We start from the raw sequence: 22,095 nt of genomic DNA on the forward strand, positions 1-22,095 counted from the left end.
ATTTTAAATTATGAAGCACTCATTATTGATTTAAATAGGGTTTTAAGAATTCACTTACTTCTAATTCACAAACTCCAATATCAACCTTAATTCCATTGTCTGTTAACTGTTGAATGCCTCGACCTGAATTCCTTGGATCTAGATCTAAGATTGCAACGACAATATTTTGAATGCCTGACTTAATCAACATTTCAGTACATGCCGGCGTTCTTCCGAAAAACGAGCATGGTTCTAATGTTACATAGGCGACGACATCATTCATGTCATTTGGATAGTTCAAAAGAGCTTCAACTTCAGCATGATTCCCACCCACCTCTTGAGTGTACCCTTCAGAAACAACCTTTCCTTCTTTTACTAATACACAGCCAACAGGAGGGTTAGGCTTACAATTAGGTAACGCTTGTTTTGAAACATCTAAGGCTCTGAGCATGAATTGTTTTTTTATCATTTTGAGCTCTACTTTTTGAAAAAAATAATAAATACCGAGTGCAACTACTGCACCAATTGCCATATAGACATCTATCAAATAAGGTGCGTTAAAATAAATCAGGGTGATAAAAAATAGAAGTGCGAATGCGCTGATTGCGAACTTATATTTCATATTCTCTCCATCGAATTTATTGCCTCATTCATTTAGCTAAATGCTGCCACCAGCAATAAGCCTGTACGTTTGAACATGCCAAATACGAAAGTAATCAAACTGTAACGCCTTAATTTGGGAAATATATTGCTGCAGACTTGGCGTCCATCCAAGGTAAATAACGAGAAACTGTTAATTGGCACCAATAAGGCTTTGACAATAAACTCTTGTTCGAACAACTCGACTTTAACCTTGCTGAATGGTTTCCAGATAAACTTCTTGAATAAAAGATTATTCCCATGTTCAATCGTCAATGAGCCTGATAACCAATTAAACTTGAAAACAACGTCATGACCTTGGATTGTCAAAGTTCTCTTGTGCTTAAACACTTAGTATCCACACCCCTGAAGTTCGCATGAAATGAGACACCCCTGCTTAGGCGACCTTTTCATATGCTTGAGTTTTGATATGTGTAGAAATTCGTCAGAATCTAGCTGTTGTGAGGAGATGAAGTCAAAGCCTCGATCTTCATCCCGTGATTTTAATTGTTCCTGATACATCTTTTATCGAGTTTTATTATTTTATTGAAGACTATCCTTTTACGTTGCTGATCACAACATCTTATTATTGTTGATTTTTATTATTAAATCAGTCCTTTACTAAACTATTGTGTTTTGTTAACTCCAATATTTTCAAGTCAACTATTGCTCTCGTACTCGCCGTACTCCCGCATTCATTCATCATCAATATCATTTATTTAAACTTCTCAAATTGAGATTCTTAAACCTTGAGAAATTACTGTTGACAATTTTCATTATGAGCATTAAATTGAAATTAACGATAATCATTCTCATTTAAGCTTATGAAGAACTCTAACTGGAAACAGCTTTTAACTTCAGGGAATCGATATTTTTATGCTCACCAACTGGGTGAAGCTGAGGAGTGCTATTTAAAGTCATTTGATGAGCTTTCAATGCTGTATCGACAAAATCCCAAATGTGCCGATACGCTAATGGCTTGGATTTGTAACTGTCATAATCTATCGACCTTATATGAGCGCCAACATCGAATGGTTCAATCGTTTGAATATCTACAAATCCCTCATGACTACCTTACAAAGTTATATCATTGCGACGAAAGTAACACTACACGACTAGTTATCATTAAGGCTCTAAATTTAACTTGGCAGAGCATCATGAAATTTAAAAATAGTCACCCTGAAATTTCGATTTCTCAGACCCAAAACATTAATTAAAGGAACTACCCATAATGACCAGAGCACTTGCTTTTATTTTGTTTAGCTTAATATCAATTTCTGCGTTTGCTCACCCAGGACATGATCATGAGTCTCCTACTTCTGAATTGGTTCACTTCTTTTGGATATTACCGCTTATCGTAGCAGGCGGTTTATTCACTTATCTCCAACTAAAAAAACAATCAGAAGCTGACAAAAAAGACAAATAAGAAGGACAAAAACGTCGTAATACTACTCTTATTCAGAAGTTCATATTAAACACGAACTTTATTATCACTTTGGTTATGGGTCACCTCAGTAACTTTTGATTTATTGTTTAAATGTTAAAGTAGTACTTTTAGAATATTAAAGGAAGAATATTCAGCCTCAACTACATGATTATTTACCGATAAAACTGAGATGCGGTTTTTAATCGTTTTGAGGCATTGCTTTCTCTGGCGTCACCCGAAGGGCCATGTATATTTTTCGTTTTTTCTGTGTTGACGAATGCTCATGTAGAGTAGCTACACCTCACATTCACCGCCTTGAATAAACAAAAAATCTACAACAGCAAATCGAAATCGTTAATTGGGAGCGGCCTCTAGTTCTTCTAATCGTTTTTTTATTGATGCTTTGTCAATGTGTGGAAGCATGAATTCGAACCTTTTAAGCCCATTCCATTTAGCAGCCAGCATTCCAAAGAAGAAGAAAACGAGGTTAGCAATCGAATTAACTTGATAACCAAAGTAATTAGGGTTAATCCAGATGAAAAGTGCAACGCCTAATACGGCCATAAAGGCGAGGAGGATCTGAGTTTTATATCGTCTAATCTGTATTTCATTATCAGTCACAAGCTCATTAATGGCTTGTAGATGTTGTTTTTCGCTCAAAGTGTCTCCTTCGGTGCCAGTCTAACTAGGTGGCCCATTAAAATTAAAATCGTGCCAATGAAAAACCCAGAAATTCTGGGCTAATCGTATCATTTTAACACGTGTTCAGTGAGCTACGCATTATGTTCATTCACTGTATTCAGGCTCTTCCGCTGTCCAACGACGATTGCCTCATACCATGTTAAGTGTAATGCTTTGGGCGAGCAGGAAAGTACGTCGAAAAAGCTCCTCATACTCATGTGGAACGGGAGTAAAAGTGGTATGGCAATGACACAAAGGTAATTAACACTTTCCACTGAGGAAAGACTTGCTTTCCAATTGAGAAATATCAGTTTTATTGTTCCCCTAATAGAATACGGCAAATTTTATGAAAGGCGATACAATGAAACGAATTTTGGCATGCAGTTTTGCGTTGGTATTGATGTACCCAGTGGGCATCGATTTTTATTTAATTGGTGTTAATCAAATTGAATCATCCCTCAACGCATCGACCTCAGAAGTACACTATGCATTTGCCATTTATTTAATGGGTATGGCTTCTACGATGATTTTTGCTGGTGCACTATCAGACAAAGTCGGCCGAAAACCTTTTGCAATAATGGGGGCTTTAATTTTTATCGGAGCCTGTATCACTGCAGGGTCAAGTGCTTCAATTGATGATTTTTTGGCCTCACGATTTTTTCAAGGTGTTGGCGCTGGTTTCTGCTACGTGATGTGTTTTTCTATCATAAGGGATGCCTTACCCGAAGATAAACGGGTGAAAGTACTCACGGTAATCAATGGCGTAACCTGCTCTATTCCTGTTCTTGCTCCAGTAGTTGGCAGCGTAATTCTCATCTGGTTCAGCTGGGAGAGTTTATTTTTCATCATGGCTTTTTTAGGCTTATTTCCATTAGTTCTTGTCTCTTTTTTCTTAAAGGAAACGAGAACTCGCATTCAAAGCAGTGTCTCTCCGCTTCATCTTAATAAAAACTCAGAAAATCTCTTCGAATTTAACTTTGTCAGCCGACTGATTATTTCCTCACTGGGTGTCATGTCTATTCTGACTTATGTGAACGTCTCGCCGATGATATTAATGACAAGCTTATCATTTACGACCACAGAATATGCCACAGCAATGGGTTTGCTCTCTTTGTTAAGTATGTTCACCTCTTTTATCACTCCTGTTTTACTTAGAAAGTACCGACAATCTCGTTTGATCCTTACAACTCAAATTTTGTTTTTGTTCGGGGCATTGATGATGTCATTTACTCCGATGTTTGATGCAGAAACCTTGATCACATTGCTTGGAATGTCCTGTGTTTGTATTGGTTTTGCGCTGTCTTTCGGCATTTTGATGAGCCAAGCTGTGCACTCATTCAAATATAAAGCAGGTCTTGCAAATTCAATTTTGGCCGTGAGTCAAATCATCGTTTCAAGTTTATTCATCACACTTGGGGCGTGGTTAGCGTTAACACCAGAAAACATTTTAATGTATGCCTTGTTGTTCACTGCAACAATAAGCACAATACTGCTCACTTACCAACATAAAACTCGACAGCAAGGATACCGCTCTTATGAGCAAACCGCTTAGTCAGCTCGATTTAAATTTGCTTCATATTTTGCAAATGCTGATTCAAGAACAAAGCGTAACTAAAGTTGCAAAGCGACTGAATGTTACGCCCTCTTCTGTGAGTAAGTCATTGGCGAAACTTCGGGAGTGGTTTAATGACCCATTATTTGTTAAATCACCTCAAGGGCTTCAGCCAACAATTTTTATTAAGAATATAGAAAATGATCTGGCTGAGTGGTCATTGATCTCGACAAAGCTGTCACAAAAGAATCAGGGCGTTAACTCTGCAAAGCTTAAATTTGCGATGAGCATGGAATCACCTTTGTATTTATTGGCAGCAACACAGTTACCGGATTTGATCCTCAACCAGTTTCCCAACTCTAAGGCCAAAATTACCCAATGGGATTATGATTCAATTGAATCAATCATTAACGGTGATATCGATATTGGCTTTTGTGGTCGGGAAACGAATGCAAGTTCGCCAGAGTCCCCACAGCTTCTTCCTTATGTTATTGATTACGAAGTACTCTTTGAAGATAAACCTGTGGTTTATTTACATAAAAATCACCCAGCACTGACATCAAAATGGGATCTTGATACGTTTTTAAGTTATCAGCATATAGGCATACTTTGGGAAAAACGAAGTGAATGGGCATTGGATGATATTCTTGCAACTCAAGCTAAGTATCGGAATATTGCACTTTCAGTTTCAAACTTCGAACAAGCGTTATTTTTTGCTGCGAAAAATCAACAACACATGTTTACAGTAGGCCCTAGATATTGCGAGTCATACATAAAACAATTTAATTTAGAACTCACAACTTTACCTTTACCACTATCAAATGAGCAATATCAACAACTCAATATTCCATTCATGATGTTGTGGCATAAACGTAATTCTCATACTGAAAAATTACAGTGGTTAAAAAGTTCGATACGTACTTTAGTTAATGAATTTTTAGTTAAACAGAATAAAAACTACCAAAGTGTCAAGGAGTCATCTCGGTCATTCTGACGTGGCACATATTCATGACCATAAAATGAACACCACTGATAATACATATCATCGTAAATTTCGTGAGGATCATGAAAACTTCGTAAAGCGTCAAAATCTGGTACTCCGTTTTCTGTATATCCTTGTTGAATACAAAAGGTCAATAATTTATCCAAAATCGCAGCCATAGGCTGAATCGTTGTTACATTTTTAAAACCATTTACAGCATCTTGTAAATTACCTGCATCATCATCAAGTATTACTACATGCTTAATGTCTTCTAATTTAAGTCCAAGCTGTGGCAGATGCTCTTTCAAAGCAGTACTCTTACTTCCTTGTTTTGCTATATGTGCAGCAAACCAATCACTTTTGTATCCAAACTTCTCTAACGAAGCTAACTTAGTTTCTAAAATAGCTTCAGGTGTATGGGTAACGACAACAAAAGTTGCCTTATGATATTTAGCCTTTAATCTTTCAATTTTTTCGGGGAACGTTTCATCTACAAATTTGAAGTTGGGTAAATCAGTACCATTCCAACCTTCATATTTTGCCTTAATAATTACTTCATCCAAATCAAAACAAAAAACACATCCCTCGCCAGGTTCATTAACTTTCCCTTCAAGATTCATTTCATTTAAATCGTTAATTTGTTGGTTGACCCAAGCAGACTTTTGAGATTGATTATAAACTTTTTGTTTCACACTTATATCAGCTGTGTTTGATGTATTTCCTTCACTCTGTAATTGGGTATGCGCAGCATGTTCAACAGGTTGTTCACCTAATGAAGTAGATCGTGTTGAAAAATTATTGGGAGTAAAACTGAGAGGCTGATCATAAAAGCCTGTCATTGGTTGTTCTAAGTATTGATTAGTTTGATAACGATAGGCTGTAGCTTCCTCTCCTAGTATGCTTAAAGGTTGCTCAGAGTCATATAAGGCTGGAACTTCAGAAGCTGTAGGATTTTCATATGAACTTGGCTGTTTCTCTTCATGACGAGGAAAAGTTATTGGGCTATGCGACCTATATTTTGGAGCTGCGGCTTTTTCTTTTAGTGAACGCCCGCTTACCAATAAATTTGGTTCTGCCTTAGAAGTCGATGTTGGAATGACTTGCTCAGTATCTAGCGGCGAGTTTTTACCATCTGGAAAACGCTCCTCAAGAAAAGGGATAATTTTTAAGAGGGCATCACCTCTTCCTTTTTGATTAGTAAATGGTTTTGCCCAATCAATATCGTGATCCATAGCCACCATAAACTGCTCTTGAGAAAATTTTGCCACTTGTGAAGTAAAGGCTACGGCTCTTTGGTATAAAGGAATAGTGGAGTATTTTACTGACGCAACTACTTTAGGAGGTTCAGCTTTAGTAGAAGCCACTTTCAAATGCATATCTTGGGAACTTTTAACTTGTGGACATTTTGAGCTTTTAACTCTTTCCTCAACTTTAGAACTAAGTTTGGATTCGCTACTATGCTTTTCAGGTGAATGGTGAAATGGAGGTTTAGAAACAGTGTAACTTTCATTTAACTTTTTAACGAAACCAGCCGCTATCTTATCATTTTTTCCTTCTAAAAAACCTCCAAGTTTTGCCCCCCAGCTTTGATTAGCGAGTTCGAACCCTTCTGGGCCTTTTAATACGCACACATCATAGGAATAATTACGCTTTTCTCCTGACGGAATATTAAGCGTGGCGATACAAATAGCACCTTCATTACTACCTTTACACTTCTCTAAAAATTCGTTGAAGGTATAATCTTCATAACCGTACGACTTATTATTACAATCTTGAACTACGAATACTTCAGTATTTAAAGCTGTCATTAGAGTATATGCTTAGAAGTTAATATATTCACAATAGGATGATTTCGTTTCTAGTGCATTGAATTTGAGTAAATCTTCAATGAGACTTTTTTAATCTAGCGTACATTAAAGCAGTCCATCATTAATTAATAAGTAAAATACTTCCTTTTATTTTTACGTATGAGTGTACAATTAGTTGCTTTTAGCCAATAACGTATAAATATCATCTGCAATGAATATCCTTGAACTCTCTATAACTGTAAATGACACATCTATCGAGTTAAAACCCTCTCAATTACTATCTCATGAGAGTAAGCTTTCACAGTCTCAAATTAAAGATGCTATGCAAAAAGGAGCTGTTTGGTTACATAGAGGGAAAACGAAACAACGATTAAGACGTGCAAGTAAGCCATTAAAAACAGGTGATAAATTAGAGTTAAACTACAACCCTGCTTTACTTGCAAACACCGCTGCTGAGCCTGAACTTGTTTTTGATGCTGGCGACTATAGCATTTGGTTTAAACCTTATGGACTTAACTGCCAAGGCAGTCGTTGGTGCGATCACTTAAGCATAAATCGCTGGGTTGAAATGAACTTTCACAAACTCACAGATACTAAAGAGCGACCTGTGTTTTTAGTGCACCGTTTAGACAGAGCAACATCAGGCATAATTCTGATGTGTCACAGTAAAAACGCTGCTCGAATATTCAGTGATATGTTCAGTGGTAGGAAAATGGATAAACGCTATCAAGCAATTGTTCATGGCGATTTGTCTGGATTACCAACCGAGTACCGAGTTGACCAAGAAATTGATGGAAAGCCATCTTCAAGTATTTTTTCATTTGTTGATAGAAAAGAAGATTACTCATTACTTAATGTTAAATTACTGACAGGGCGTAAACACCAAATTCGCAAACACCTAAGCCATTTAGGCCACCCTATTGTTGGTGACCGTTTATATAGTGAAGTAGTCGACGAAAGTCGAGACTTGCAACTGCAAGCTGTTTCATTAGCGTTTGTTTGTCCCTTTTCAAGTCAAAATCAGAAATTTTACGTTGATGAATCCAAGCGATTAACACTGTGAATGAATAGTCTCAGAGCTTCTCAATAATGGCATAGGTATGAAGCTCTGGATATTGTTCGAACTCTAAGTGCTTACATATACAGCCAAGTTCAATAAATAGAGATAAAAACCCATTAACGCCGAGGGAGGAATAATAAACTTCAGGTCCCATCGCCCGATTTGAGTGCTCACCGGGTTCTTCAGTGCCACCAAATGACAATATAAATACGCCACCAGGGTTAAGGGCATTTACAACCCTTGTGATCGTCTTCTTTTGTTCCGACAAAGGGATATGCCACAAACTATCCCAAGCAGTGATGAAGTCATATTTTTTGGGAAAGTCCCAAGAACAAATATCTTCTTGATAGAAAGTAACATCGGGATGCTTCTGTTTAGCTAGAAGGATCTTTTGCTCTGATATATCTATACCTTCAGGAGAGTAGCCATTTTCAAATAATAGGTTAATGAATCTTCCTGTTCTTCCACAACCAATATCCAATGCTAAACCATAGCTTTTACCGAATGACAGCGCTTTTTTATGTTGCTCGATACCATTATTCATATTGAATTGATCTTCGCCCCATAAATCCGTTATTTCGTCATAGGCTTTGCCGATAGCTATTGGTTTCATATTTTTGGAGTCTCTGATGTAAACTTATCTTCTATTAGGGTCTGTTGATCTTTCGTGATTGTTTTTGCAGCGATAAATTGGTTATTTTATGCAAGGCAGCGCTTGTGCGGTTTGGTTATTCCAAATAAACAAGCGATAACGCAGTAGAACTGACCAATTTGCGCTGTCTTCGATGCTTTTTAGCGTTCACTGTTCTGTGTTGTGACCAGCTCACTTAGATGACTAAGCTTCACTGCTCACGCCTTGAACAGATAAACGCTAAAATAGCACAAAATTTAATCCTGAAAGATCAACAGACCCTAGTATCTGAAAAGTATAAGTACCTTAGCCCTTGTCAAGAGCGGACTTATTTCGTTTAGTATTTTTCCTCAACGAATACTCGACAATGAAAGTTGATATCATCGACCAATAAACCACTTGCTGCCACTGCTCCTTGATATCTATGCCTGCAAGATAATAGATACCAAATATCATAGCTAGGTAACCTGCGAAAATAACAAACATACGAAATCGACGAATTGTATTCTTCAATTTTAGAGCCCTCAACTACTTCCCTTACCTTTTACAAATTAAGCTTCATTTCCAATAGCGTAGGAATAAAACCTGCTTTTTCATACGCTCTTAACGCTGATGTATTTTCTGAGTACACATCTAAATAAAAGTCATGAATCCCCTTGTTTTTACTCCATCCGACGAGATCATCTAAAATACTTTTATTGAGTCCATTACCTCGATATCCTTCCATCACATACATAAAACCAAGATAACAATGCCTTTCATGGTTTAATGACGGCTTAGATTGACGAATTTGACCATAGCCTGTGGCAATAATTTCCCCATCAACTTCCACAACAACAAGCTTTGAATCTTGGCGAGTGATTAACTCTTCTATTTGGTAATAGATCGCACCCTGTTGTTTTATTGATGAATTAAACGGCCTTTCTGCCTCAACAACCGCTTGTTCAAGCTCCCGTAATCTCGCCAAATCACTTAGCTTTGCTTCTCTAAAAATCATTTGTTTGTTTTTATCTCTAAAAATGAGTCAAGTATTTCAAAAGAAAAATAGCCTGTATTGGCTATCGAAAGATACTCTTGATAACAAATAAAAGTAAGTTCTATAACGTAGTCACCATTGGACTAATCATTGTTAGTTTCCCAAACCATTATCGTTGTGATGTCTCCATGGCTATCTGCTTTATGTAACGCTCGAAACCCAAGGCTTGCATAGAAATTGATAAGATGTTCATCACATTGCAGATAAAGCATCTCGATTGTTAATTTTTGCGCATACTCTTGTGCTGTTTTCACAAGCGCTTTGGCGATACCTTTGCCTCTATGGTTTGGACACACATAAACACCACCTAGCCAATGCACATACTCTGGATAGTCCTCATGCTCTCGGTACTTAAGCTCTGCAACACCCATTAGCTCCTTGTCATTCTCAACAATAAATGAGAAAGGCAGTTGGTTTTTGTTGGTTACACGAGCTTTCCCCTTCTCATAAACGTCTTGATAGCTGAAACGCTGGCCTTCACTTCCCCATTCATCGTTATACCACTTTGCAATAGTATCGAGATGTTGAGAATGGTCGGCGAGATAGGCGATCTCCATGGGTAAAATCCTTTTAAAGGGTAATTTGCTACGTTAGTGCTGAGGAAACGACAATTCCGATAAACACTAAAATCATGGATTGAAAAATTGCTACCGCAATGTTCCCTTTTTTAATCTCTTCCATAAAATCGATTTTCTTAAAAATGAACTTATCGATAATAACCAATGCAATAACACTAACAAATAGGCTTAATACGGCATAGCCCAAATTAATCAACATAAATACGAGGTTGTGCTCTATTGTGGTGAGTTCCATTAGATTCCCTATTGTTATTTTATGATAAACGGTGTTTTAGGCCTTTCTGACCAACCCACAGCCCAGGCCGTAATTGGCGATATTTCTGAGTACCTTAGTGAACTACTGGTGTAATTCATAATGTCTGTAACAGCAAAGTCTTTTGCTTGTTTAATATTGTATAAGTCAGCTGCACCAAATAAATGGGTAACCTCGTGCGCTTGCACTTGAGGTAGGCGCCAGTTATATCGTTTGTCATTCACTTCTTCCGTTAAAATGGCATATTCGTATTTGCAGCGTGAATAGGCGTTATTACACACTCGAGCAAAAGAACGCCCCTTATGATTAGAGTGAAACACCATCGCAACTTGCGAACCATCCCCTTCCAGTGAATCAACAAACTCTTCAAAGGTTTTGTGTCCGATTTGTTTTGCGATTTGATCTTTTATCTTGATAATAAAATCATTTCTTTCGAGCCACTGTTTTTTGTAACCTCGAGGGGGTGTGATGAAAAAGTACCGTACATCGATATCAAGAGCAGCAATGCCATACCTTGAAGATTGTTGTTTAAACCAATCAACAACACGAGACATATTCGAGTGGTTTTGTAATCGGTCTTTTGAGGACCATTGACTGCTGAGATTGTTGTTTAAATAGATATAGGCCACAACGACTTTATTTTTCATCGTCTTCGCCATGCCAGTATTCTTCCCACCAGCGGCATAACTGTTTTTTAAATGCCTTTCAACTTGTAAGCGTTCAAGCGACTTTTTGAGCCTCGATAAGTCATAACGATTATCACTAGGGGAAAGTTGGCCTATTCTCTCATGATCACGAATAGCATAATGGAGGTGTAATCTAAGCTCATGAATAGCGGCACGCTTTTTAAGTAAATAAATGCGTAACTTTGTCGATAATTGATTGGTATTGAGCAGTTCAGTAAGCAATATTAATGCGCTGTCGTGGTCATCTGCGTCTAAAAACGTTTCCAATTTAGCCACTTTTGCTTTTGTGTAATCATCAACTCCAACCCACTTGGGGTTAGGAGATAACGCTAAATATGTAAAAAGCGTAAACAGAGTAAGAGCGCTGAATAAAGAAATGACTTTTTTCATCAAGATTATGACAATTTTAATTTATTGTAATTATTTCTGTTTTTATAACAAAATCACAACATAAAAAGCAATATATTGTTATTTGATTGCAGAAGACAACTTAGCTCTCCGTACTCGCTCATAGCCTGAATACATCAAAACACCGCAAAGTAGCCACACTATACCGACGGCTAAAATGCTATCACTGACTAATTCTGGTTTTCGCACCCAAAGTTGTATCGGTAACAAGCCTCTTATTACACTCAAAAGCGATACGAAAAGAATAACAAAACGAAGCAATGGTAATTGACGAATGATTTTTGCGGCTGATAAAGCGTAACAACCTAAGATAATGAAGAGCGTAGAAACAATTATATTTAAAACTGGCGCTAACCAAGTGCCCTGCCGAACAGACTCAATCATAAAGTTAGGTGCCATTTGAACGTTATAACATTGTTCGCCAAAATAAAGGCAAGAAAGATGGGCAACGGCAACCATAAATGCCAGTATTGCAGGGATAATAAGCGCCAACTTTCCGTATTTCATTTTGTCCTTAAAATTGAATTATCGTGCCTCCTTCGAGACACGTTAACGGCTTTATTTTTTCACGGTCACCATTGAAATAGCAATACCTGAAAACATCCATACAGCTAATAACATCACAATAGCAGGCGCTAAACCTAGCGTAGATTTCATCAACACGACAGCAATAACTGAAGAAACACTCAAAATGCCTAATCTTAAGCCAGTGTTAAACTTCTGCTTTCTAACGATGAAGATTGAGTAAAGGACTAACATCAATGCAATTAAATTCATGCTGTTTGCTCCTTCATTTCTGCCTGCTCAGTAGTTTGACTGACACTTAACTTCTTAAAGCCATAGAAAGACAAAACGGCCATCAGTATACACGCCACATCTACAGCCGTTACGATTTGGTAACTCGAACTCATGACTTGCTCGATAAAACCAGGCTGTAAAATCAATTTCAGTGGGACAACACAAGCAAAACTTAACGCCACAATTAAAGTATTCACTTTTAATAAAACATGATAATTAATTGGCGCTAAACAAATCACTAGCCATGCAAGCCAGCTCCCAAAGAAAATTGGCCCAAAGTATGAATTATGCTGAGAGCCTTCGATAAAGTGATTCATTAAGATTTGTGCTGGGAAGAGTAAAATACACGCCATCACTACGCCGCCACAGCTACCAATAATAAATCGGTTCCATCTTTGATAAGACACTTGTGATAAATCAGGATTTTGGCCACGACTTCTTTTTGCCAACCACATCATCACACCTGATAATGGAATCAATGCCGTCGTTAAACCTAAAAACGCCCAAATAAATTTAACGAACAAACCGCCAAAGTTGCCAAAATGCAACGGGTAAATCCATTCAACCACCTTAATCGCTGGCCCTGGGATATCACCTAAGCTGCTCATACGCTTAACAAACTCACCTTCACCAGTGTATTTAAGAATGCTTGACGATACACTTTCGCCGCCTATGGTACGAGCATAAACCACAGAATTTTTGTCATTCAAAGCCATGATGGTTAAGTCGCGCATAACGGCCTTATCATCATAGGCTTGTACATTCGCCATAATGTCAACGACTCGTGTCTTTTGATAATCTTGAGAAATAACAGGATCTGGCATTGCGGTAAATTTTTCGACAAGCTTTTCTTGGTCACCATTAAAACTCACATAAGCCGCCGCTGGCAGCATAATAATGGTTGCTAAGCCTAAGATTGCTCCCGTAAAACCGATGACAAAATGGAAAAGGCTTCCCCAAAGACCGAATAGTTTGTGGCCATCACGGGTAACGACATCAAAACTTTTATCACGTCTAAAAGTAAAAAGTTGTTTGAACATTTCACGATGAATATATAACCCCGTAACCACCGACACCATCAAGGTTAACCCTAAAAAACCTGTTAGAATCAAACCAATAGGTCGACCCAAATGTAAATCAGCATGGAAATGACCAATGTATCTGGCCATATCAGACTGACGGTTTTCGTAATAGTCACCTGCGGATCCGTAGAACTGATCCTCAAGCGCAAAGGTTTGACTGTTTAACTCGTAAACATAGGCCGCTTCTTTTTTATAATTCTCGTCACCGTCGTGTGATTCAAACAAAAGAACAAGCTTGGTAAAGCCGTAGCCGTTAGGCATAAAGACATGAATATTTTCACGAAACTTCTCTGGCACTTTTTCTGCGTACTCATTGATTAAACGATCAACCTCTTGTGCTGGTACAGCTGAGGTGACATGAGTCTCACTAGAACTTGCCCAAATACTCAAGTAAGGTTTTGAAAATACGGCAAACGCCCCAGTAAATGCAACGATAAACAGCAAAATACCTGTGACGATACCTACCCAGCTGTGCATCTGAAATAATTTTTTAATAGTTATGCTTTTCATGATGCTACGCCTCCAGATAAAGCAAAGTAGCTCAAAAGTATGTGGCTTATACAAAGCGTCATCATCACAATGAATGGTTGCCATGCTTTTTCTGCCATATAGCTGTATATAAATAGCCCAACCCAGAGAAATGGAAATAAAAGAATAGGTACTAAAATCTGTTGTTCCATTTCAAATGGAAGGTATGTCGTCATCCCGGGGATCATCACTGTTGCCGTAATGAGAGCCAGAAACATCGCCATCAGATTTCTTCGCTTTAAAGCACTAAAGGTCCGTTTTTTAGTCATAAAAGTGTGTATAGCAGTTAAGGAACGGTGTAAGGATAACGGTTTGTTAACAGTAATTACAAATAAAAATGGTTACTATTTGCAATTAAATCATTATTCAATGCTTAAGCATAGAAGTTACTAGAGGCCGTTATGTTATTTAACTATTCATTGTGTTAAAAAGTAACCATTTATGCGTATGACAAGAAGAGGGAATGAGTGTGCTTATCGTGTTTAACTTTGATGGAACAGGAAACGAACCTGAAGATGCAAAATCGCCACATAAAGATGACAGTAGCATCAGCAATATCCTGAAATTACATTTATTGATGGGTGGCACCCTTTTCGAAGAACCCGACTTACGTGGAATATCAAATAATACAAATATTCATCGTTGTTTTTACTATCAAGGTGTTGGCACCTATGGCCATCGACTCAACCGACTAATAAATCAAGGACTTGCTCCTGAAAGCCTAGACGTAGCCACCATCATCAACCGAGCAAAGCAAGAGTTTAAGGACAGTTACACAGTTGGGGATACACTGCTCATCACTGGCTTTTCACGCGGTGCTGCGATTGCCAGACGTTTTGCCAGCATTATTGCCTCACAAATGCTAAATAATGAAACAGAACCTTGCATATTCTTGTGTGCTTTTGACACAGTAGCCAGTCTCGGTTTGCCAAACTTAAGTACTCGCAGCCGACCAGACTATGATGTGGTATTTGAAAACGGTTATACGTTGTCTCCACTCGTTAAAAAAGCACTCCATTTAGTCAGCCTTGATGATAAAAGACGAGCCTTTCAGCCTACTTTAATGAACCATGAACCTGACAAAACTTTTGAAATTTGGTTTGCAGGTTCACACTCAGATATCGGAGGTGGTTTTGCTCAAGATGGGCTTTCTGATATCACCTTTCAATTTGTTATGGACTGGCTGACACAAATGAGCCAAATGACAGACTTATCCCTCATTGAATTCAAAACTCTAACATCACAAACTATTGATGAGGCTTGCCCTACAAGATTAAAAGGTGTCATTCGTCTGGAGGATATTGATTGTAAGCCCGATCCACTAGGCACTAACCACCAACAAAGGCGTTGGCCTATCATCGATTTAATCACAACGGATGATAGAGTATGCTGTGTTATGCAACATGATCAAATACAAGCTAACGCACTTCCAATCATTCACTCTAGTGTCACGGTTAGGCTAAATCATGATGACAGTTATCAGCCAAAATCACTTGAACACTTAGCCCATTCAGTTTGGTATAACTTCTATGATTCCCCTACTCATTTTGACCATATTGATCAACACAGAGAAAGACGTAGCTAGGGCTTGACCCAATAAATTTTACCCTCATTAAGTGCATGAGGGTCTTTTAAATCATTTTTTAAGCTGTAAGTGGCTCAATATTACAAGCAAATTCCTCTGGTTCAGCCATTGCTAGATGAATGGATTCAATTTCTTCTGGCAAGGTTCCCAACATGCCAAAATAGGTTTGAGGCTGCGAAAACTCAATTTTCACTGAGCGTTCTTTTATCGTCCCCAGTGTCAGCTCATCTTTGCTTGGAGCTTTGTCGCTAACGTTAATTGATTTGATTTCAGCCAATTTGAATCGGCTTACACTCCACAAGCCTTGATTAACAACAAGGTAATCATCATGAATATAAGTCGAGAAATGACGCGCAGCTCGATAGTTACCGATGACAAAAATCAAACTGTAAATCGCAACAACAGCAACGAAGTACGCAAAGTATTCATAGCTCTCCGCTAACCAACCCAAACTTGCGATTGCAACGCCAATTAAAGCTAAACTGATCAATGCGACATGATAAAAGCGAGCCATCACGGAATTAATCTTACCAATGCTGGGAGTGTGGTTACGACTGAAGTAAGGCACAGCGTAATACCAACTTGCAGGTTCTGATGCTAAGGTAATCGACGCTGTTTTTAGCCCTTCTACCTTCGAATCATTCAGTTTTTGTTTTAGCTTTTGGTACTGAGAATCTGGCGCTTGTTGATCACTATCAGTCATTTGATTTTGATAAAGATCTAACGCGGTTAATCTTGGATCACCCTTCGCTTTTCTTGCACTCCATAACCCTTTAATCACTAGATAAAAAATATAGCATTCCAACACAAGCAATATGGCAATGAGCGGATATCTCACCCAAGCAATAAAATCGAAGTATTGTGACAGGTCTGTAGGTAACGAATAGCGAGCTAAAGCACAGCTTAAACTCAGTGCGATAAGAATCTTCCACGACTTTTGCTTACCTTTAGTAATTACACCGACCCAATAAAAAACTGGTAATACGATAAAATAAAGCACTAAAAACAGGCCGGTTAAATGTATGTCTGAGTCTGTTGTTAATGACTCTGGGAGAAATTTAAAACCGAGGAAAAACGAGGTCAGAACAAGAAGAAGATAGATGAGTTTATATTTGGTCGCAGTGGTCATTTTACATCCTTATAATAATTATATTATTGATATAAGGATGTAAATGTTAAATTCAAGTTAAACTGGATTATTAATATCAATAAATTTGTGTTCTAAACCAAACTTTTCTTGTAAATGATTTCCAAGAGCTTCAATACCATAACGTTCGGTTGCGTGATGACCCGCAGCAAAATAATGAACGCCTTGCTCAATGGCGTTGTGATACGTTCTTTCTGAGACTTCACCACTAATAAAAGCATCCACGCCAAGGCCAACTGCTACATCTAAATAATCTTGCGCACCACCAGTACACCATGCCACTTTTGAAATCAGTTTACTGTCATCACCCATATGCATAGGCTCACGTTGTAAAACGTTTGATAACAGAGCTGAAAATTCGGTAGCTGAAACAGGCTTTGCTGTCTCACCTTGCCAAATTAAATCCTGCTCTACACCTTCTACGCAACGAATACCTTCAAGCCCCAATTTTTCACCCAGTTGGATATTATTGCCTACCTCAGGGTGGCCATCTAACGGTAAGTGATATCCCATAAGGTTAATATCATTAAGCAATAACGCTTTAATACGTCGTTGCTTCATGCCGATAATTTGTTGCGGCTCGCCTTTCCAGAAATATCCGTGATGGACTAAAAGCGCATCTGCGTTTTCTTCAATAGCCGCATCAATCAACGCTTGAGAAGCCGTAACCCCTGTGACAATCTTGGTGATTTGTTCTGTACCTTCAACTTGCAGTCCATTCGGCGCATAATCTCTATATTTAGACACCATCAAATAATCATTAAGATAGCTGAGTAAGTCGTTTCTCGTCATTTCTGTTCTCTAAATTGAGCGTTCATAAATACAATGTTAACACGCAAAACGGGCCATTTTTATGCTTTTAGCCGTAGTTTTATGACTAAAATTGGACTTTTTAGTCCATAAAGGGCTAAAATCTATGTAAACGTTTTGCAACAGATTAATAATAAATAGGTTATATGATGCCAAAACTGAGCAAAGAAGAAACAATCGCAGCTCTAACTGCAGCAATTAAGCAACACGAAGGCCGTGATGTTTCTATCGAACAGAAAGGTAGTTGGTACAAGATTGATGATGGTAAATCTTTAAGATTTTCAGATCTTGAAGCCATGTTAGAATCATTTGGTTCAGATTCTGCTGAAAGCAAAAAAGAAGTAAAAGCTGAAGCTAAGCCAAAAGCAGAGAAGAAAAAGCCTGCTAAAGCTGCTAAAAAGAAAGCTGAATCAAAATCAGGTGGCATGCTACCTAAAGAGTATTGGTTAAATTATTTAGCTTCTCAAGGCAGTAAATATACGCTACCAAGTGGATTTTAACTTTAATTTTTAAAATTAAATTTTTGTCCAATACGCCAGCATCAAGCTGGCGTTTTTATTTGTGTTTTCAGTGAGCAAGCCATTTTTACAAAACTAACCTCTGGACAAGATGAGCCGGAAATCAAATTTATTCAAGCGAAATACTGAAATCAAATTGTGGCCTAACCATACTGGTAGATACTTTATTAGATTCTGAAAAAGCTAAGTTAAAAGTGTTTTCCCAAAATGATTTCCAAAAAGAAATACTATCCAAATAACCTCTTAAAAGCTCTTGCTTATTTCCTTTTTCATCATCTACGAACTCTAAATTAATTAATTCTCTCGTTTTTTGAGCATGTACCAAATCATGTTCACCCACGTGTATATCCCAAAATATCCAGTCTATTTGTTGCTGTTTTTTTATATAAGGGTTCAATATTAATTGATGATAAAGCTTAGTAATGTAGATTTGACACAAACATTCTCCTCCCATTCCTCTAAAGCCGACACCATATTCTGGACTATTGTCAGGGGTCGCAAGTGCAAACTGGGCGTGCTTTAAAAGTGTAGTGTTTTCCGAAAAGCAAAGCTCATCTAGGTTTACACTTTGAGGAATTCCGATGCTGTATAAAAAATTATCGTAAAGTTGAGAATGTGTTTTTAAGTGATCGCCTTCGCCAAATTCATCATAAAGAATTTCAGCAACAAAACTTCTAAATTTCCCATCTTGTAATTTAGAAATTAATATCGCTAAATCAGTAAGGTAGAACAATGTTATGAAGCGATATTGCAGTAGCACTTTCCTAATACACTCGGGGCTGGCCGTCGATAACTTATTGAACAGTTTATCGCAATATTCAGTAGTTTCGTTTTTTACTTTATCTGTAAAATCCCAAAAACTATCAGAGGTTACGTTATCAGCGTCAATGGGTAAAATACTTTCAAATAAAGAGTGAACATTCATGCTTTTACTTAATTAATATAAATAATTTTTATTATTATTAGACCTTATTGAAATTGTCTACAGTAAATAAATAAAGTTTAATAAATGCGTAGTCCTAACCATAAACCTTCCAAATTGAGTAAATCGGTTCAAGATGTTTGGTGAGTTTAAAATGTGAAAGTATCTTTAGGCTGAGTTCACTGCTAACTGCACAAAAAAAGAAATAGTTTTTCACGAATAATCATTAGAAATAATGTTTCAATTAATGATCCTTGTTGGCACGGATTGGGCAGCAGTCAGCCAGCTATTCAAGCTAGCAAGGGTTTGGACATAAACGTGACAGTAATTCATTACCAAAAAGAATTATTAGCATTAAAAATGCTAATAAATAAAGTTATCAATTAAGTTGGCTTTAAGATTTTTCTGTGAATAACTTATTAAAAAGTTGCTCAGCTATTTTTAGGCCATCATCAGTGAATACTACAGACTTAACCTTTCCTGTAGGATCAGAAATATAACCTTTATCAAACAGACGGTTAGTCACCTCCCAATCAATCTGTTTCCAAGCTCTTCGATGATCATGAAGCGTTAGATATAATAGAGCTATTGCAGCTTCGTCAATTTTATCATTATCTATTTCCATTTTATTACACCTTATCAAATGATTATGGTTAAATTTCAAAAAAATGTTCTACCATAGTCTCTTGTTAGGCAACTTTTACGTACACCCAACTTGATGGCTTAATTGCATCCATAAACATGCATTTCCAATTATTATAATTAGCCCCGCAAAGTAATTTAGTATTTTGCCCATCAATAACATCAAATTCAAATGGTTCTGACTTACACCAATCAATTTTAACTGAAATCGCATGCTTACCAGGAGGCAATTCAAAATGTTGAGTTTCCCCTGATGCTATTTCGCCAACGACTTTATCATCAAGGTAAACGGTATATTTTCGTAGGTAGTTTGTAGGCTCAATTCCGCGAGCTAAAGTTAAGTTATTTATAGGAGCTGTATTGTCAGTGATTAAGTTTGCGTTATGGCGTTTGACTTTATTGCCAAAGTAATAACTGAAGGCAAACCACGAGAGTAGAATGCAAATTAATGGAATAAAACTTTTAATTAACTCCATATTTTCCCTCGTTGCGTAACGCCCAATTAACGGGCAAATTGTGTTTGGCTATAATTTTTGGAACGCAGTGACAAAAGCCAAACAGAATTTGCCCTGTTGAATTTCTTATTATATTCTTGTTATATCAGTAGTTTTCTATCACATGTTTTCGCACTGCATCACCACATTTATCGTTTAGTGATTTAAATTCATCCCAATCTTTTCCGAGAATATTATCTTTAGTCGGAAATTTTTCATCCAATTCTTTGCAGCTCGAAAAAGAGTTAATCACTTCAGGTGGTACCTTAATTTTAGTAATCTTCTCTCCACAAGCTTGCAGTATGTAAAGGCATGAAATAATGAGTAGATATTGAAACTTCATAAAACCTCTACTGACACATAACGCCCAGTTAACGGGCAAATGGTGTTTGGCTAAAATTTTGGAACGCAGTGACAAAAGCCAAACAGTATTGATTTTTCTTGTTATACGTAAGCGGCTAAAAGCTACATATTAACCATATAAAATAAAAAGTGGCAACATAATAAAAATACCCAGAATTACGCAAACTAAACAAATTAAAACCAAAAATTGAACAACTTTACGTTGAGTTGAATTGTGCGTGTAATACTTTGCAAAAAATACTGATAAACCAGAGTGTTTAAGCAAAAACGGGATATTACTTGCGTGCTTATTAATAACTCGCAAACCGATAGCAGCAGAGAAACCTGCAATTAATCCGATTAACATTATTACTTCAAAAGTGCTCGCAATGACGTCCATAAATTTGATTACGTATAACGCCCCCGTTAAGTAGCAAAAATTGGTTGGCTAAAATTTGGAGCGTAACGACAAAAGCCAACCAGTTTTTGTCTGCTTGAACGGCTTGTTAGGCATTTGGAGTTTCTGTCTTCATCCTACCGTAAGTCCAACCATCATGATGAGAGAAGTAATTACAAGTGTCACCGTTGAGAATACTGTGCCCAAGATAGCAAAAACTTTTTTCCGCCCCTTCTGGAAGAGCCCAGCAATACCCAAACCGAGAGCTACCAGCGCTGCGCCCACGAAGGCAAATAGAAAAAGCCCAATTATAATGGCTTCTGAGGATTCCTCACTCATTCCTCCCGGTGTGGATGCTCCCATGAATCCAGCGATTGCGGCGAGAAGAAAGATAAAAATTAATGAAGCGATGCTTGTAATGAATGATGCAATTCCAAGCCCTGTGTGTTTGACTTCTTCCATTGTTTCTCCATTTTCCTTGATGCCTAACGCCCGCTTAACGGGCAAATAGTGTTTGGCTATAATTTGTGACGCAGGAGCAAAGCCAAACATTTTGGTGTCCTGTTGAACTGCTTGTTAGTTTTTGCGTCTAAGATTTGCTGCTACACATAGATACGATGAGTAAAATAGTAAACCAAATATTAAAGCGAACCCATAACTTTTTATTAGTAGTAAAACACTTGTGGAAAGAAAAAGGGCAAAATTAATAATATGAAGAAAAGTATAAATTTTCTTAGGGCTTCTGTCTAAATCCACAATAAGATTTCTGAAATACCATACTGTCAAAAATAAAAATATAAACATTGATAAAGCCCATGCCCAAGGTCCATCAACGACTATGATTTCTCCTGCTCTTGGCGCAGGAACAGGAATGTACTCAAAGTTTGCCATAAATATTAGAAGAGGGGAAAGAACAAGTATTAATGGCTCCCAAAATTTACGCTCCCCATAATTTAAAAAAGATCTCCAATTGAAGGGTCTACGAGGAATCGATCGATTCATAACCTTTCTAGGTCTATATCCGTGTTTATGTTTCTTCCTTTTCTTCATTGACATCTCATAGAAAACTAACGTCCGCTTAACAGGCAAATGGTGTTTGGCTATAATCCGG

General features: G+C 37.5%; 29 protein-coding genes. 7 read left to right on the forward strand and 22 right to left on the reverse strand.

All coding sequences use genetic code 11. The features are described 5' to 3' along the window. Positions 1-22: 22 nt before the first annotated feature. Together AC1EU2_RS09780 and AC1EU2_RS09785 are read right to left on the reverse strand one after the other, a co-directional pair. Positions 23-601 carry a bifunctional diaminohydroxyphosphoribosylaminopyrimidine deaminase/5-amino-6-(5-phosphoribosylamino)uracil reductase RibD gene (locus AC1EU2_RS09780; protein WP_480298092.1) on the reverse strand — a complete coding sequence of 193 codons (579 nt, stop codon included), beginning with the start codon at positions 599-601 and terminating at the stop codon, positions 23-25. Positions 602-633: 32 nt separating this feature from the next. Then, entirely contained in the window at positions 634-969 is a 336-nt protein-coding gene (locus AC1EU2_RS09785; RefSeq protein ID WP_480298093.1) for a hypothetical protein, read from the reverse strand. Between the two features lie 473 nt (positions 970-1,442). Here AC1EU2_RS09785 and AC1EU2_RS09790 point away from each other — a divergent pair, with 473 nt between their 5' ends. Next, positions 1,443-1,835, forward strand: coding sequence for a hypothetical protein (locus AC1EU2_RS09790; protein ID WP_480298094.1), 393 nt, complete (start codon positions 1,443-1,445; stop codon positions 1,833-1,835). A gap of 14 nt (positions 1,836-1,849) precedes the next feature. After that, positions 1,850-2,044: a hypothetical protein gene (locus tag AC1EU2_RS09795; protein ID WP_480298095.1), complete on the forward strand. Its 195-nt coding sequence runs from the start codon at positions 1,850-1,852 to the stop codon at positions 2,042-2,044. 354 nt (positions 2,045-2,398) lie between these two features. Here AC1EU2_RS09795 and AC1EU2_RS09800 read toward each other — a convergent pair whose 3' ends face one another. After that, positions 2,399-2,704, reverse strand: coding sequence for a hypothetical protein (locus tag AC1EU2_RS09800; protein WP_480298096.1), 306 nt, complete (start codon positions 2,702-2,704; stop codon positions 2,399-2,401). Between the two features lie 382 nt (positions 2,705-3,086). On the opposite strand from AC1EU2_RS09800, the gene AC1EU2_RS09805 reads away from it, so the two are divergent. Next, on the forward strand, positions 3,087-4,277 hold the full coding sequence (locus tag AC1EU2_RS09805; protein WP_480298097.1) for an MdtL family multidrug efflux MFS transporter: 1,191 nt from the start codon (positions 3,087-3,089) through the stop codon (positions 4,275-4,277). After that, positions 4,261-5,271 carry an HTH-type transcriptional regulator YidZ gene (gene yidZ, locus AC1EU2_RS09810; RefSeq protein WP_480298098.1) on the forward strand — a complete coding sequence of 337 codons (1,011 nt, stop codon included), beginning with the start codon at positions 4,261-4,263 and terminating at the stop codon, positions 5,269-5,271. The genes AC1EU2_RS09805 and yidZ overlap by 17 nt, the downstream gene beginning before the upstream one ends. On the opposite strand, the gene AC1EU2_RS09815 is transcribed toward yidZ, so the two are convergent. Then, on the reverse strand, positions 5,235-7,067 hold the full coding sequence (locus AC1EU2_RS09815) for a hypothetical protein (protein WP_480298099.1): 1,833 nt from the start codon (positions 7,065-7,067) through the stop codon (positions 5,235-5,237). The genes yidZ and AC1EU2_RS09815 overlap by 37 nt on opposite strands. Positions 7,068-7,278: 211 nt before the next feature. Between AC1EU2_RS09815 and AC1EU2_RS09820 the strand changes: the two genes are divergently transcribed. Further along, positions 7,279-8,130 carry a pseudouridine synthase family protein gene (locus AC1EU2_RS09820; protein ID WP_480298100.1) on the forward strand — a complete coding sequence of 284 codons (852 nt, stop codon included), beginning with the start codon at positions 7,279-7,281 and terminating at the stop codon, positions 8,128-8,130. A gap of 10 nt (positions 8,131-8,140) precedes the next feature. Here AC1EU2_RS09820 and AC1EU2_RS09825 read toward each other — a convergent pair whose 3' ends face one another. The 10 genes from AC1EU2_RS09825 to AC1EU2_RS09870 all read right to left on the reverse strand — a co-directional run bounded on the left by AC1EU2_RS09825 (position 8,141) and on the right by AC1EU2_RS09870 (position 14,351). Then, complete coding sequence (locus AC1EU2_RS09825; RefSeq protein ID WP_480298101.1) at positions 8,141-8,740, reverse strand: class I SAM-dependent methyltransferase; 600 nt, start codon at positions 8,738-8,740, stop codon at positions 8,141-8,143. 324 nt (positions 8,741-9,064) lie between these two features. Then, positions 9,065-9,271 carry a hypothetical protein gene (locus AC1EU2_RS09830; protein WP_480298102.1) on the reverse strand — a complete coding sequence of 69 codons (207 nt, stop codon included), beginning with the start codon at positions 9,269-9,271 and terminating at the stop codon, positions 9,065-9,067. Positions 9,272-9,302: 31 nt separating this feature from the next. Continuing rightward, positions 9,303-9,755 carry an N-acetyltransferase family protein gene (locus AC1EU2_RS09835; protein WP_480298103.1) on the reverse strand — a complete coding sequence of 151 codons (453 nt, stop codon included), beginning with the start codon at positions 9,753-9,755 and terminating at the stop codon, positions 9,303-9,305. 122 nt (positions 9,756-9,877) lie between these two features. Then, entirely contained in the window at positions 9,878-10,351 is a 474-nt protein-coding gene (locus AC1EU2_RS09840) for a GNAT family N-acetyltransferase (RefSeq protein ID WP_480298104.1), read from the reverse strand. Between the two features lie 28 nt (positions 10,352-10,379). Continuing rightward, positions 10,380-10,607, reverse strand: a complete 228-nt coding sequence (locus AC1EU2_RS09845) for a DUF350 domain-containing protein (protein ID WP_480298105.1) — start codon at positions 10,605-10,607, stop codon at positions 10,380-10,382. A gap of 14 nt (positions 10,608-10,621) precedes the next feature. Then, a complete protein-coding gene (locus AC1EU2_RS09850; RefSeq protein WP_480298106.1) occupies positions 10,622-11,701 on the reverse strand; it encodes a hypothetical protein in 1,080 nt (359 codons plus the stop codon). A 78-nt stretch (positions 11,702-11,779) separates the two neighbouring features. Beyond that, entirely contained in the window at positions 11,780-12,226 is a 447-nt protein-coding gene (locus AC1EU2_RS09855; RefSeq protein ID WP_480298107.1) for a hypothetical protein, read from the reverse strand. A gap of 51 nt (positions 12,227-12,277) precedes the next feature. Continuing rightward, complete coding sequence (locus AC1EU2_RS09860; RefSeq protein ID WP_480298108.1) at positions 12,278-12,496, reverse strand: hypothetical protein; 219 nt, start codon at positions 12,494-12,496, stop codon at positions 12,278-12,280. Then, positions 12,493-14,109 carry a PepSY-associated TM helix domain-containing protein gene (locus AC1EU2_RS09865; RefSeq protein ID WP_480298109.1) on the reverse strand — a complete coding sequence of 539 codons (1,617 nt, stop codon included), beginning with the start codon at positions 14,107-14,109 and terminating at the stop codon, positions 12,493-12,495. Before AC1EU2_RS09865 ends, AC1EU2_RS09860 begins: the two co-directional genes overlap by 4 nt. Beyond that, on the reverse strand, positions 14,106-14,351 hold the full coding sequence (locus AC1EU2_RS09870; RefSeq protein WP_480298110.1) for a hypothetical protein: 246 nt from the start codon (positions 14,349-14,351) through the stop codon (positions 14,106-14,108). Before AC1EU2_RS09870 ends, AC1EU2_RS09865 begins: the two co-directional genes overlap by 4 nt. Before the next feature lie 239 nt (positions 14,352-14,590). Between AC1EU2_RS09870 and AC1EU2_RS09875 the strand changes: the two genes are divergently transcribed. Then, the gene (locus AC1EU2_RS09875) at positions 14,591-15,712 is read left to right on the forward strand and encodes a phospholipase effector Tle1 domain-containing protein (RefSeq protein ID WP_480298111.1); all 1,122 of its coding nucleotides are present in this window, start codon (positions 14,591-14,593) and stop codon (positions 15,710-15,712) included. 58 nt (positions 15,713-15,770) lie between these two features. Here AC1EU2_RS09875 and AC1EU2_RS09880 read toward each other — a convergent pair whose 3' ends face one another. Together AC1EU2_RS09880 and AC1EU2_RS09885 are read right to left on the reverse strand one after the other, a co-directional pair. Beyond that, positions 15,771-16,841: a hypothetical protein gene (locus AC1EU2_RS09880; protein ID WP_480298112.1), complete on the reverse strand. Its 1,071-nt coding sequence runs from the start codon at positions 16,839-16,841 to the stop codon at positions 15,771-15,773. A 57-nt stretch (positions 16,842-16,898) separates the two neighbouring features. Continuing rightward, entirely contained in the window at positions 16,899-17,651 is a 753-nt protein-coding gene (locus tag AC1EU2_RS09885; protein WP_480298113.1) for a Nif3-like dinuclear metal center hexameric protein, read from the reverse strand. Positions 17,652-17,818: 167 nt separating this feature from the next. Here AC1EU2_RS09885 and AC1EU2_RS09890 point away from each other — a divergent pair, with 167 nt between their 5' ends. After that, positions 17,819-18,169 (forward strand): hypothetical protein, encoded by a 351-nt coding sequence (locus tag AC1EU2_RS09890; protein ID WP_480298114.1) that lies wholly within the window; start codon positions 17,819-17,821, stop codon positions 18,167-18,169. 127 nt (positions 18,170-18,296) lie between these two features. Here the strand turns inward: AC1EU2_RS09890 and AC1EU2_RS09895 are convergent, their stop codons facing one another. The 6 genes from AC1EU2_RS09895 to AC1EU2_RS09920 all read right to left on the reverse strand — a co-directional run. Next, complete coding sequence (locus tag AC1EU2_RS09895) at positions 18,297-19,112, reverse strand: iron-containing redox enzyme family protein (protein ID WP_480298115.1); 816 nt, start codon at positions 19,110-19,112, stop codon at positions 18,297-18,299. Between the two features lie 391 nt (positions 19,113-19,503). After that, entirely contained in the window at positions 19,504-19,734 is a 231-nt protein-coding gene (locus tag AC1EU2_RS09900) for a DUF6429 family protein (RefSeq protein WP_480298116.1), read from the reverse strand. A 64-nt stretch (positions 19,735-19,798) separates the two neighbouring features. Next, entirely contained in the window at positions 19,799-20,227 is a 429-nt protein-coding gene (locus AC1EU2_RS09905) for a hypothetical protein (RefSeq protein ID WP_480298117.1), read from the reverse strand. Positions 20,228-20,351: 124 nt separating this feature from the next. Further along, a complete protein-coding gene (locus tag AC1EU2_RS09910) occupies positions 20,352-20,588 on the reverse strand; it encodes a hypothetical protein (RefSeq protein WP_480298118.1) in 237 nt (78 codons plus the stop codon). A 528-nt stretch (positions 20,589-21,116) separates the two neighbouring features. Beyond that, positions 21,117-21,536, reverse strand: coding sequence for a hypothetical protein (locus AC1EU2_RS09915; protein ID WP_480298119.1), 420 nt, complete (start codon positions 21,534-21,536; stop codon positions 21,117-21,119). Between the two features lie 24 nt (positions 21,537-21,560). After that, a partial coding sequence (locus AC1EU2_RS09920; RefSeq protein WP_480298120.1) for a hypothetical protein occupies positions 21,561-22,095 on the reverse strand: 535 nt, incomplete at its 5' end.

Source organism: Parashewanella sp. 2304DJ23-3 (assembly GCF_056591695.1).